Source organism: Nocardioides maradonensis (assembly GCF_054777115.1).
The window spans coordinates 1-12,854 of record NZ_BAAHAZ010000030.1 but is presented as its reverse complement, the minus strand read 5'-3'; the positions used below and the strand labels follow the sequence as shown (position 1 = coordinate 12,854).

Below are 12,854 nucleotides of genomic sequence, written 5' to 3'. Positions count from 1 at the left end.
CTGTCGACGGCACCCTGTGAGAGGGGCTGATGAGAGTGACTACCACCATCGAACGTGGACCAGTCGCGACCATGCCCAGCGACCAGGTCGACGCCGAGTTCTCTCACTTGATGTGGACCAACTTCTCGGGGCCGGACACTTCGATTACCTGCAGCAGATCACCACGGCACCGCTCACGCGCGGCCAAGCTCGCTCGGTCGAGGAGGCGTTGATCCTCCGCAACGCCGAGAACTTCTCCAACCTTCGACACGAGATCAGCATCAACCACAGCTACTACGGCGACGCCGTCCAATGGGGCGAGGCGTGGCTCGTGAGGAACGGATTCTAGTGACCAAGGCCATGACCAATCTCCGCCAGATGAAGGGCTCTAAGAAGAAGCCCGCAAGCGGCGACATCTTCGTGATGCAACTGCCGGACGAGCGCTACATCTTCGGACGCGTTGTGGGCGCCGACCTGGCTCCTCCACTTGCGCCGATGCCGTTGAGCTATCTGATCTACGTCTATGACGTCGTGTCAGGGACCCCCGCGCCCCCGCCCGTCCGTTCTCTGACGCCCGACCGACTTCTTGTGCCACCCACATTTATCAACCAAATGCCCTGGTCGAAGGGCTACTTCCAAACCGTCGCAAGCGAGCCAATCGCTGCCCCTGACCTTCTCCGGCAGCACTGTTTCTTCGATGCCGCCCGCCGTCGATTCGTCGACGAGCAACAGTCTCCGCTGCCAGCCGAGTCGCAGCCGTGCGGCGTGTGGGGCCTCGCAAGCTATCGGCTCCTCGACGATCTCGTCAGCGATGCGCTCGGCATCCCGAGGGTTCCAGAGGACGCCTGATGATTGAACGGGTCGTCGGCGTTGTCGTTGCGGTGATCGCCGCAATCTTCAGCCTGCCGGCACCCGTCGCGGCCGCGCCGGCGCCCGGGGCTGCCATCGTCTACGCCTACAACGGTCACCACGGGTCAGCGCAGCTCGACAACGCCGCCTCCGAGCGTGGTCCGCCCGCGGCGCATGATCACACCGCCACCGCCTATGACGGCGTCGACCGTTGGTCGCGCGGCACTTTGGCGCGCCCGGACGGGCTCACCGCTTCGTCAAGCACCACCTACGCCTACCCCGCGATCCTTGGTCCGGTTGCGCAGGCTACGACTACGACGGCTCGCCACGCCGTGGCCGCTGGCGGGGAGCTCTCGTTGCTTCGGCGGTCCGCAGGCGCCGCAAAGTCGGTGGATGAGGCTGGCGCCCTCGTCCCGTACGACGCGATGGCGGCGTCGCGCAACCTGCTCGGGCAGGTCGGCGAGGGCTATGCACGTACACCATCCGGGTACACGGTCAGCGCGCACGCAGCCGAACGAATCGTCTACGGCGCGCCCGGCCGCTCGCCGACGACGTTGAGCCGAGTTGACGACATCCTCAACAACCCGACCAGAACGATGATGCGAGACAACGGCACGATCCGGGTCTACCAAGGCAAGGACTGGGTCGCCGTCCGCGACACCGGGCCGATCCACATCGTGACGGTGATGGTGCGATGAGCGTCGCGCCCGAGGTCGTCGCAGCGGCCCTTTCGATCCTTGAGGGTGACGACTCCACCCGCGCCGCCGCCGCGCTGGAGGAAGCTCTCCACGCCTACCACCCGTACGAGGATCAGTTCGAGGACCTGCTTGAGGTTCTAGCGCTGTACGCCCCATCGGAGGGGACCCCGTACAGCGATCACCGGCAACTGTGTGATGCCATTCAGCAGACGGTGATCGGGGACACCGTGGGAGGCGCCCCGTGAGGCGCGTGGTTGCCGGCCTCTTGGGGCTGCTCGTCGCATGGCTCGGACTCGCCGCGTCCCCTGCGGCCGTCGCCGGGCCGCCACTATCAGCCTGCCTGGCGTACCACTACGACAACGCACGCACCTGCGTATCTAGCTTCGGCACAGTCCTGGAGCGCGGGTCGCCCATCACTTACGACCCCGACATCATCCCCGGCGCCGTCGACCACTGGTCGCGCGGCACTTCGGCACGGCCGGACGGACGATCATCTGGGTCTACGACCACCTACGCCGCCCCTGCAACGTTCGTGGAGGCTGCGCACGGTACGACCCGGCCGGGTGGCCAGGTTGAGCTCGCCGGCGGGGATCTGTCGTCGCTTCGGCGGTTGAGCGTTGCCGCAAACAGCGAACGGCTGCTCGCGAAGGCTGACCGGATCGAACAACACTTAGCCCGGCCGGACTTCGTGCACGCTCCCGAGAACGACGCCATGTTGGCCCGGATTCGCGGTGCGGCCGCGGACGGCACGCCGCTCTCGGCGGCTGACAGAGCGTTCATGAGACATGAGCTCACCGAGTCATCGTTAATGGATCATGGGATGGGGGCGCCCATGGCGCACCGTATCGCCGGCTGGACCCACCGGACCTTCGGCAACTACGACCCGTCGGTCATCAAGCAGTTCCCCGACAGATTCGGGCTGGGCTGGAAGAACTACTGGGGGATCGAATGATCCTCGACCTCGGTCCTCGCGCCGTCTCTGTGCTTCACGATGAACTGTCTGCGAGGTTCGCTCCCATGTCGGTCTTCGAGGTAGCCGCCAGTCCCGTTGAGCCAGGTGCCTCGAAGGCTCGCAGGGCGGTAGTCGAGTTGCGCCAGTTCTCCGGCCAGGCGCCGCACGCCCTGATAGGGGGCGAGTTCATCCCGGATGGCCCAGGGTTGCGGATCCGGGTCGCAACCACGCCAGAGACAGGTCGACGCAACTGCCGTTCTCAGCTCCGGCGGCGACACTTGATCCCAGGCCTTCCTCCGGAGTTCGGTCACGCGGCGGCGGACGGGCTCCTACGGACTGCGCATCTTGGCCCAGGCACAGTGACTATCGACCGGGCTGGGTATGACCTCGTCGAGACATCGCCTTTGATTGTCGAGTTGGCCGCGGAGATTCTCGGCCGAGTGCTGTCGTTACCCGGGAGGGATGGCCCAACAGAGGAGCAGCTTCGTAGTTGGCTTGAAGGTTCGCCGTGAACAAATTGGCCCGCGGAGCGGTCCGCTGGATCGCAATGAAGCGGGCCAGGATTGATGCCGTTCGTTGCGGTGGACGTGACCGTGGGGGCACCGTTCCCGGACTACGCGCAGAAGTGACCTCCCAGTAGCGCCGAACCGTGATCCGGCCGAGATCGAATCGGGTCGCGCTGTTCATGGAACCGGCACCGCGTGACGGGTAGCGTCGGGGGCGTGTCAACGACGACGCAGGCGAGCCAGGCGACCCTCGGGGAACGCGGCCGGATCCTGACCGATGCAGCCGAAGCAGCACGACCCGGACGAGCCGGTGGGAGCGGCGGGCCACCGCGTGACCAGCTGATCGACCTGCTGCGCGACTACTTCCACCACGCCTCGACCGACGAGCTGGCGCGGCGTACGCCGGTGGACCTGTACGACGCCTTCGCCTCGCACTGGCACTGGGCGGCCGACCGCAGGCCGAACGAGGCGAAGGTGCGGGTCTTCACCCCGACCGTCGCGGAGCACGGCTGGTCGGCCGACGGGCACAGCGTGGTCGAGATCGTCACCGACGACATGCCGTTCCTCGTCGACTCCGTGGCCCTGCACCTGACCGAGAACCGGCACTCCCTGCCGCTGCTGCTGCACCCGACCTTCGACCGGGACGGCAAGCGCGAGTCTTGGATGCACCTGGAGATCGGCCGGGTCGACGCCGAGGAGGCGGCCCGGTTGACCGAGGCCCTGACCCGGGTGCTGGGCGACGTCCGCGCCGCGGTCGAGGACTGGCCGCTCATGCTGGCCAAGGTCGGCGCCGTGGTCGAGGAGTTCTCCGAGCACCCGCCGCCGGTGTCCGAGGAGGAGCTGCACGAGGCGACCGAGCTGCTCGGCTGGCTGATCGACGAGCACTTCACGTTCCTGGGCTACCGCGAGTACCTCCTCACCGACGACGACACCTGCCTGCAGCCGGTGATCGGCAGCGGCCTGGGCATCCTGCGCGACGCTGACCACCCCGGCATCGCCGTACGCATGCCGGACGCGGTGCGGGAGAAGGCGACCGAGAAGACCCTGCTCGTGCTCGCCAAGGCCAACGCGCGCGCGACCGTGCACCGGGCCGGGTACCTCGACTACGTCGGCGTGAAGCTCTTCGCCGCCGATGGCAGGGTGATCGGGGAGCGCCGCATCCTCGGGCTGTTCACCAGCTCGGCGTACACCGAGTCGGTGCTCGACATCCCGGTGGTGCGGGCGAAGGTCGACGAGGTCGTCCGCCGCAGCGGGCTCGACCCGCGCAGCCACGACGGCAGCGCCCTGATCGACACGCTGGAGGGCTATCCGCGCGAGGAGCTCTTCCACACGCCGGCCACCGAGCTCAGCACCCTGGTCGAGGCGGCCATGCAGGCGCGCGAGCGCCGAGCGGTGCGGGTGCTGATCCGCCGCGACACCTACGGCCGCTACCTGTCGGTGCTCGCCTACCTGCCCCGCGACCGCTACAACACCGCCGTGCGCGAGCGGTTCCAGCGGATCCTCGGCGAGCGCTTCGACGCCGCCTCGGTCGACTTCCACGTGTCCATCAGCGAGTCCGCGACCGCACGCGTCTACTTCGTGGTGCGGATGCCCACCGGCCGGCTGCTGCCCGACGACGTCGACACCGCCGACCTCGAGCGCGCGCTGCTCGACGCGAGCCGCTCGTGGCACGACGGCTTCGCGGAGGCGGTCGACGCCGCGTACGGCGAGCAGGCCGGCGCCACCCTCGTGCGTCGGTACGCCGATGCCTTCCCCGAGTCCTACAAGGAGGACTTCGACCCGCGGGCGGCCGCGGCCGACATCGGTCGGCTCGAGGACCTCGGCACCAGCGAGGGCATCGACCTGGCCGTGTACGCCGACGTGGACGCCGCCGACGAGGTGCGGCTCAAGGTCTTCCGGGTCGGCGGGCCCATCTCCCTGTCCGGTGTCCTGCCGATGCTGACCTCGCTCGGGGTCGAGGTGCTCGACGAGCGGCCGCACGAGCTGGCCGGCCTGCCGAGCCGTTCCTTCATCTACGACTTCGGCCTGCGCTGCCCCGGTGGCCTGGCCGACAACGCGCGCGCCGCCTTCACCGACGCCCTGCGGGCGATGTGGGACGGCCGCGCGGAGACCGACGGGTTCAACCGGCTCGTCCTGCGGGCCGGCCTGGACTGGCGGCAGGCGACCGTGCTGCGCGCCTACGCGGCGTACCTGCGCCAGGGCAGCAGCCCCTTCACCACCGAGTCGATCGAGGTGGCGCTCGCCGAGAACGTCGACCTCGCCCGCCTCCTGGTCCGGCTCTTCGAGACCCGCTTCGACCCGACGCGCGCCGACGACACCCGCGAGCACGAGGAGCAGGCCGTCGTCGAACGCATCGAGCGCGCGCTGGACGAGGTCGTCAGCCTCGACCACGACCGGATCCTGCGGTCCTACCTGACGTTGGTGCGCGCGACGCTGCGCACCAACCACTTCCAGGGCGGTGACGGCGACGCGGCCCACAAGGACTACCTGAGCCTCAAGCTCGAGCCGTCCGCGATCCCCGACCTCCCCGAGCCCCGGCCGCGCTTCGAGATCTTCGTCTACTCGCCGCGGGTCGAGGGCGTGCACCTGCGCTTCGGTGCCGTCGCCCGCGGCGGCCTGCGCTGGTCCGACCGCCGCGACGACTTCCGCACCGAGATCCTCGGTCTCGTCAAGGCGCAGATGGTGAAGAACACCGTCATCGTCCCGGTCGGCGCGAAGGGCGGCTTCTACGCCAAGCGGCTGCCCGACCCGGCGCAGCGCGACGCGTGGCTGGCCGAGGGTGTCGCCTGCTACCAGACCTTCATCCGGGGTCTGCTCGACCTCACCGACAACCTGGTCGACGGTGCCACGGTGCCGCCGAAGGACGTCGTCCGGCACGACGGCGACGACTCCTACCTGGTGGTCGCGGCCGACAAGGGCACGGCGACCTTCTCCGACATCGCCAACGCGGTCGCCGCCGACTACGGCTTCTGGCTCGGCGACGCGTTCGCCTCCGGCGGCTCGGTCGGCTACGACCACAAGGCGATGGGCATCACCGCCCGCGGCGCGTGGGTGTCGGTACGTCGGCACTTCCGCGAGCTGGGCGTCGACTGCCAGAACGAGGACTTCACCGCTGTCGGCGTGGGCGACATGTCCGGCGACGTCTTCGGCAACGGCATGCTCTGCTCGGAGCACACCCGTCTCGTGGCGGCGTTCGACCACCGCGACATCTTCATCGACCCGGAGCCCGACGCCGCGGCGTCGTACCAGGAGCGCCAGCGGATGTTCGCGCTGCCGCGCTCCTCCTGGCAGGACTACGACAAGTCGCTGATCTCCGAGGGCGGCGGGGTGTTCCCGCGCACCGCCAAGGCGATCACCCTGACCCCGCAGATCCGCGCGGCGCTCGGCATCGACGACGGCGTCGAGAAGCTCACCCCGAACGAGCTCATCCACGCGATCCTGCTCGCGCCCGTCGACCTGCTGTGGAACGGCGGCATCGGCACCTACGTCAAGTCCCGCACCGAGAGCAACGCCGAGGTGGGCGACAAGGCCAACGACGCGATCCGCGTCGACGGCGCCGACCTGCGGGTGCGGGTCGTCGGTGAGGGCGGCAACCTGGGGCTGACCCAGCGCGGCCGGATCGAGTACGCCGAGGCGGGCGGCCGGGTCAACACCGACTTCATCGACAACTCGGCCGGTGTGGACACCTCCGACCACGAGGTCAACCTGAAGATCCTGCTCGACCGGGTCGTGGCCAACGGCGACCTGACGGTGAAGCAGCGCAACGCCCTGCTCGCCTCGATGACCGACGAGGTCGCCGACCTGGTGCTGCAGGACAACACCGACCAGAACATCGCGCTGGCCAACGCGGCGAAGAACGCGCCCAGCCTGCTGCACGTCCACGAGCACTGGATGCGCTACCTGGAGAGCGAGGGCCTGCTCGACCGCGAGCTCGAGGCGCTGCCCGACCGCGCCGAGACGGCCCGCCGGATCGAGGCCGGCGGCGCGCTCACCCAGCCCGAGCTGGCGGTGCTGATGTCCTACACCAAGCTCGTGCTCGCCGACCGGCTGCTCGCCACCGACCTACCCGAGGACCCCTACCTGGAGCAGGACCTGGTCGGCTACTTCCCCTCCGCCATCCGTGAGGGGTACGCCGAGCAGATCGCCGACCACCCGCTGCGCCGCGAGATCATCGTGACCCAGGTCGTCGGCGACCTTGTCAACGGAGCCGGCATGACCTACTGGCCGCGGCTCGCTGCCGAGACCGGGGCGGACGTCGCCGACCTGACCCGCGCCAACTTCGTGGCCCGCGAGATCTACGGCTCGCTGCCGTGGCGGCGCGAGGTCGCGGGCTTCGACAACGTGCTGGACGCGGGCGTGCAGACGCGGCTCCGGGTCGAGATGCGCACGCTCGTCGAGCGGGCGTCGCGGTGGTTGCTGACGAACCGCCGGGGCGCCGACAGCCAGCAGACCGTCGACCACTTCTCGGGTCCCGTCCAGGCCACGCTGCTGCACCTGCCCGACCTGCTGACCGGCCACGAGCTCACGGCGTACGAGGAGCGACGGGCGGGCTGGATCGCCGCCGGCGTACCGGAGGACGTGGCGGGCCGCGCGGCCAGCTTCGACGTGGGCTACGCGCTGCTGCACGTCGTGGACGTCGCCACCGCGCAGGGTCTGTCACCCGACCTGGTCGCCCGCATCCACTTCGCCGTGGGGGAGCGGCTCGGGCTGCCGGTGCTGCAGCAGCGGATCGTCCGGCTGCCGCGCGACGACCAGTGGCAGACCATGGCACGCGCCGCGCTGCGCGACGACCTGCACGCCGTGCACGCCGACCTCACCGCACAGCTGCTGGCCGACGCCGACGGCAAGGACGGCGCGGACGACACCGACTGGGCCGACCTGGTCGCGGCGTGGGAGTCGCGTCGCGCGGCGGACATCGAGCGCGCAGCGGGGCTGCTGGGCGAGGTCTGCTCGGACGAGGACGCCGACCTGGCCCGGGTCTCGGTGGGCCTGCGGGCGGTCCGGTCGCTGCTGGTCTAGACCTCTGGTCTAGACCCCGACGGCAGTTTCGGCCGTCCTGCCCCGGGGGAGACGGGACACGTGGAGCTGCACCAGACCCTGAGGGACCTCGTCACGACGTACGGCGCCGGAGTGCTCGGCGACGCCGCCGGGCTGCGCGGCATGCTCGACGACGTCCTCGACGAGTCCGCGGCGTCGCCCGGCGAGATCAACCTGCTCGTGGACGCCGTCCGCTTCGACGTGCTGCCCGGCCTCAGCCAGCTGGTCGACGGTGGCGCCGACCCGGCACGTGCCGTGGAGGAGAGCGGCGCGCGGCTGGCCCGCGAGCGCGGGGGCGACGACGCGTCATCGGGGTCGTGGGCCGCCGCCGTGCTGGGGTACGCCGCCGGGAAGGTCCCCGAGGCGGTCGTGCTGCGCTACCGGTCCCAGCGCCCGCCGAGCCCGTTCGCGCCGCCGAGCGGCCCGCCGCTGCGGAGTCCCGTTCCGCCGCCGCTGCCGCCCGTCCAGAGCCCGCCCGTCCAGAGCCCGCTCGTCCAGGGCCCGCCGGCTCAGAGCCCGCCGGCACACTGGCCGGCGACCCCGCCCCCGCCGACCTACGCGCCGCCGTACGCTCCGGCCCGGCCGAGCGCTCCCCGCAGGTCCCGCAAGGCTCTGTGGATCGGCGGCGGGCTCGCCCTGCTCCTCGTCGTCGGTGGCGTGGTCGGTGCGGTCGTGGCGACCAGTGGCGACGGCTCGACCGACAACCCCACCGACGACCCGACCGGCACCGACCTGACTGCTGCCGGGATCCAGCAGCGCTACGCCAGCCTGGGCAGCAACGTCGCCGCCGGCACGAGCGACTGCACGACGTTGAGCGCCGCGACCGGCGAGTCGGAGGCGCTGTCCTGCACGGTCCCGGGCGGCACGCTGCAGCTGACCACCTACGCGTCCCTGGGCGCGCTCAAGTCCGAGCGGCAGCGACGTCTCGACCGCCGGATGGGCTCGCTCGCCAACAACGCCGGCACCGCGGCGTACTACTCCTACGACCCCACGATCGAGAGCTCCAGCACCGGGCCAGCGCTGGTCTACTGGGACTCCGAGTCGGAGCTGCAGTCGGCGACCCTCTCCGGCACCGGCAGCACGAAGCTGGCCGCGCTCGAGGCTCTCTTCCGCAAGGCGGATGCCCCCGTCGGCCCGCCCACCGGCGTCGTCAACCCGGTGCTCAGCCGCTTCCTCGGCTACTGGGTCGACGACTCCTCCTGCAAGCCGAGCGCGATCTACGCCAAGGGGGAGACCGAGGAGCTGTCCTGCACGACACGCTTCCGCGGCACGAAGATCTGGGTCTCGTTCGGCCGGTTCCCGACCCGTGCCGAGGACGTCTCCTACCGCGGCTACTACCAGCGCCAGTACGGCGAGGCGACCGCCCGCGGCGCCGGCCCGCGCTGGGTCTTCACCGACTCGCGCGACTACCTCGACGGCGGCGCGCGCTACACCTACGTCCAGCGCGACACCGGCAAGCCGTACGCGGTCAGCTTCTGGGACTGGCACTACGACGGCTGCGCCTGCTGGGCGACCGCCTACGCGCGCGGCGCCGGCATCGCGGTGCTCGACGCCTGGTGGACCAAGGCACTGGCCGACAGCTACTAGCTTGATGGTTGAGGGTGGCTCAGCGTCGGAAAGCCCGGCCTCCTCGGCTCCGGTTGCTCGTTCCTCGCGCCCTCCGCCTCCTCGTCCGGGTTTTCCGACGCCGAGCCACCCTCAACTGTCCTACGCGTTGCGTACGACGAGCGCGAGCGTCGTGTCGTCCCCGCCCACCCGGGCGGGCTCGGCCAACCAGCCCGGCAGGTGCTCGGAGACCCAGCCGAGCCCGTGCTCGCCGGCGTACTCCCACAGCTGCTGGCCGGTCCGCTGCCACCAGTCGGCCGATGCGCGTGACTTGCCGAAGCCGTCGGTGCACAGGAAGCCGAGGCTGATGTCCTCGACGGCGGTGTCGTAGACGGCCAGGTGCAGCGCCGCCATCGGATCGGTCTGGCACAGCGAGCTGGTGTGCACCCCGTCGTGGAACGGGTCGTCGGGCAGCGGCCGGAACGCCTCGCCGCGGCTGTCGACGAGCACGGCGTCGCCGTCGCCGATCTGCGCGACGACGAGGACGTCGCCGCTCACCGCGAGGACGAGCAGCGTGCTGCCGTAGGGACGCAGCGGGTCGGCGCCCGCGCCGCGAGCGAGCTGCTCGTCGGTGAACGGGTGACCGGCGACGTGCTCGCGCACCCGCGCCGTCCACGACGCCACGACCGCGGCGCACGCCCCGCGGAGCACGTCGGCGGCCCGCTCCACGTCGGTGAGCCGACCGAGGACTCGGCGTACCTCCTCGACGGCGGTGGCAACCGCGAGCGAGGCGCCCACGTCGCTGCGGAAGTGGGCGTGGTGGCCGTGGCCGTCGGCGACGGCGATCACCGTGCGGTCGGCGTCGGCCCAGGTGAGCACCGCGTCCTGCAGGGGCAGACCGTCGCGGACGTGGACGGACCCGATCGTCGTCGCCGCGGTCGGCGCCCAGCGGGGAGCGCGGGCGGTCCCACGGTCGATGGTGGCCACCGACGGCGTCCCGACGATCTCGATCGGCCGGTCGCTCGTGCTCTCGCGACCGCGCGTCTCTCCGGGGTCGCGCGACACGCCGCCGCTCACGACAGGGTGCTCCAGATCGGCTCGCCGGTCGGCGACGGCGGGACGTTGGTGACGCCGCCGTGGCCGACCACCGGCCGGGAGGCGACCTTGGAGGCGGCCTTGGAGGCCCACACGATGTACTCGACGAGCTGCTCGGGGTTGTCGGCACGCAGCAGCGGGATGTCCTCGTCGCCGATGAACCGGCGCAGCGCGTTCATGTCGGCGTCGCGCCCGACCCCCAGCGCGAGCCGGACCGCGGTCGCGCCCACCCGGTTGTTGAGCAGGGTCTGCAGGCCGTCGGCGAAGGTGACGCCGGAGCTCTCGGTCGGGCGGCCGTCGGAGACCAGGATGATGGCCGGCGGGAAGGCGCTCGCGGACGCGTCGATCTCGTCGAGGGCCTCGGCGAGGGACACCAGCGCGCTGCCGAGCTCGGTGAAGCCGCGCGGCACCGCCTCGAGACGCTCCCAGTGCACCTGGTCGACGGGCGTGGGCTCCTCGATGACCCAGCGCGGCTCGTTGGCGAACGCCAGCACGCGCACGAGCAGCTCGGCGTGCGGGTTCGCGCGGGCCTCGTCGCGCAGCTGGGGGAGGACCTCGGTGATCGCGTTGTTGAGCGCCTGGATGCGACCGCCGCGGAGCATCGAGCCGGACACGTCCAGCACGAAGACGAAGTGCAGCGGCTTGCGGGTCAGCGCGCCGCCCAGGCGATCACTCATGCGAGCTCCTCTCCGAGTCGAGGCTATACATTGTCACGCAATGGTTCTCGCAGAAGGCAGTGGCGTCGATCTGGGTCCGCTCGGCTACGCCTGGGTCACCCGCCTGCTCGGCCAGGGCGGTCAGGGCTACGTCTTCGAGGTGCAGCGGCAGGGCGGCGAGCCCCTGGCCCTGAAGTGGTACAAGCCCGAGAGCGCCACCCCCGAGCAGTACGACGAGATGCAGCAGCTCGTCGAGATCGGCTCGCCGCACCGGCGGTTCCTGTGGCCGCTGAGCATGGCGCGGGTGGGTGGCCACCCGAGCTTCGGCTACGTGATGAACCTGCGGCACCCGCGGTTCCTGGAGCTGAGCTACCTGCTGCTCAACGCCGACCGCGACGGTCGGCCGCTCGACGTGTCGTTCGCGTCCATCATCGAGCTGTGCCGGCAGCTGAGCTTCAGCTTCCTGCGGTTGCACGCGCGCGGGCTCTGCTACCGCGACATCTCGTTCGGCAACGTCTTCTTCGAGCCGTCGACCGGGGACGTGCTGGTCTGCGACGTGGACAACGTGGGCATCGACAACGGGTCGAGCCGGGTGCTCGGGACGCCGTACTTCATGGCGCCGGAGGTCGTGCGCGACCTGACCTACCAGACGTTGCCGAACACCGACACCGACCGGCACTCGCTCGCGGTGCTGCTGTTCTACGCGCTCTTCCTGGGCCATCCGCTCGAGGGCGCGCGCACCGATGCGGGCCTGCGTGACGCGGCCTGGCTGATGGAGCACTTCGGCACCGACCCGCTGTTCTGCCTGCACCCGGAGCGCACCGACAACGCGCCGGCCGAGATCGTGCAGCGCTACTGGCGGATCTACCCGCAGTTCCTGCGCGACCTGTTCGTCCAGGCGTTCGTGGACGGTCTCGACCGGCCCGGCCTCCGGGTCACGGAGGGGCAGTGGATCCGGGCCCTGGACCGGCTCCGCGACGGCATGATCGCCTGCTCCGCCTGCGGTACGACGAACTTCTGGACCTCCGGCCCCGAAGCGGTGACCTGCTGGCAGTGCGGTGCGGCCCTCGCGCCGACGTACGTCATGGAGATCGGGCGCCGCGTCGTCGCGGTCGGGGAGCGCACCACGCTCCGGGCCGACCACCTGACGTCCGGTGTCGACAACCCGACCGTCATCGGTGAGGTCCAGCGGCACCCCTCGGCCCCGGACCGGTGGGGCCTGCGCAACGCGTCCGACTTCTCCTGGCCGGTCGCCTACCCCGGTGGTCAGACGTTCCTCCTGCAGCCCGGAAGCACGCTGGAGCTGGTCGAGGGCGCGCGGCTGCAGCTGCGCGACGCGGTGCTGTCGGTCCGCCGGAACGAAGCCGTCTAGCCTCGGCATTTCACGAGTAGGCCTGCGACACCGGGGCTGAAAGCACGGAAGTGCCTGTCCTGCTGGGGAACTTGGGATTGCTGAAGTCTCAAGGTCCCTAGCGGAAGGCACTCCGTAGGTGAAGCGTAACCGTGTCCCGAGTCTGGTTCTCGATCCTGTCCGCGA

Annotated in this window: 10 protein-coding genes; 8 read left to right on the top strand and 2 right to left on the bottom strand. The window is 70.5% G+C overall.

The annotated features are described in order from the left end of the window. The first annotated feature begins 112 nt into the window (after positions 1–112). The 7 genes from ACYVAQ_RS22990 to ACYVAQ_RS22960 all read left to right on the top strand — a co-directional run bounded on the left by ACYVAQ_RS22990 (position 113) and on the right by ACYVAQ_RS22960 (position 9,608). Positions 113–328 (top strand): hypothetical protein, encoded by a 216-nt coding sequence (locus ACYVAQ_RS22990; protein WP_460792939.1) that lies wholly within the window; start codon positions 113–115, stop codon positions 326–328. After that, positions 328–828: an immunity 26/phosphotriesterase HocA family protein gene (locus tag ACYVAQ_RS22985; protein WP_460792938.1), complete on the top strand. Its 501-nt coding sequence runs from the start codon at positions 328–330 to the stop codon at positions 826–828. The genes ACYVAQ_RS22990 and ACYVAQ_RS22985 overlap by 1 nt, the downstream gene beginning before the upstream one ends. Further along, positions 828–1,526 carry a hypothetical protein gene (locus tag ACYVAQ_RS22980; protein ID WP_460792937.1) on the top strand — a complete coding sequence of 233 codons (699 nt, stop codon included), beginning with the start codon at positions 828–830 and terminating at the stop codon, positions 1,524–1,526. The genes ACYVAQ_RS22985 and ACYVAQ_RS22980 overlap by 1 nt, the downstream gene beginning before the upstream one ends. Beyond that, positions 1,523–1,771, top strand: coding sequence for a hypothetical protein (locus ACYVAQ_RS22975; protein ID WP_460792936.1), 249 nt, complete (start codon positions 1,523–1,525; stop codon positions 1,769–1,771). Before ACYVAQ_RS22980 ends, ACYVAQ_RS22975 begins: the two co-directional genes overlap by 4 nt. Next, positions 1,768–2,478 (top strand): hypothetical protein, encoded by a 711-nt coding sequence (locus ACYVAQ_RS22970; RefSeq protein WP_460792935.1) that lies wholly within the window; start codon positions 1,768–1,770, stop codon positions 2,476–2,478. The genes ACYVAQ_RS22975 and ACYVAQ_RS22970 overlap by 4 nt, the downstream gene beginning before the upstream one ends. Positions 2,479–3,200: 722 nt before the next feature. Continuing rightward, positions 3,201–8,003 (top strand): NAD-glutamate dehydrogenase, encoded by a 4,803-nt coding sequence (locus ACYVAQ_RS22965; protein WP_460792934.1) that lies wholly within the window; start codon positions 3,201–3,203, stop codon positions 8,001–8,003. A 60-nt stretch (positions 8,004–8,063) separates the two neighbouring features. Beyond that, a complete protein-coding gene (locus ACYVAQ_RS22960) occupies positions 8,064–9,608 on the top strand; it encodes a hypothetical protein (protein WP_460792933.1) in 1,545 nt (514 codons plus the stop codon). A gap of 120 nt (positions 9,609–9,728) precedes the next feature. On the opposite strand, the gene ACYVAQ_RS22955 is transcribed toward ACYVAQ_RS22960, so the two are convergent. Both ACYVAQ_RS22955 and ACYVAQ_RS22950 read right to left on the bottom strand, forming a co-directional pair. Next, on the bottom strand, positions 9,729–10,643 hold the full coding sequence (locus tag ACYVAQ_RS22955; RefSeq protein WP_460792932.1) for a protein phosphatase 2C domain-containing protein: 915 nt from the start codon (positions 10,641–10,643) through the stop codon (positions 9,729–9,731). Next, the gene (locus tag ACYVAQ_RS22950; RefSeq protein WP_460792931.1) at positions 10,640–11,338 is read right to left on the bottom strand and encodes a vWA domain-containing protein; all 699 of its coding nucleotides are present in this window, start codon (positions 11,336–11,338) and stop codon (positions 10,640–10,642) included. Before ACYVAQ_RS22950 ends, ACYVAQ_RS22955 begins: the two co-directional genes overlap by 4 nt. A 40-nt stretch (positions 11,339–11,378) precedes the next feature. On the opposite strand from ACYVAQ_RS22950, the gene ACYVAQ_RS22945 reads away from it, so the two are divergent. Continuing rightward, complete coding sequence (locus tag ACYVAQ_RS22945) at positions 11,379–12,689, top strand: protein kinase domain-containing protein (protein ID WP_460792930.1); 1,311 nt, start codon at positions 11,379–11,381, stop codon at positions 12,687–12,689. Positions 12,690–12,854 lie beyond the last annotated feature (165 nt).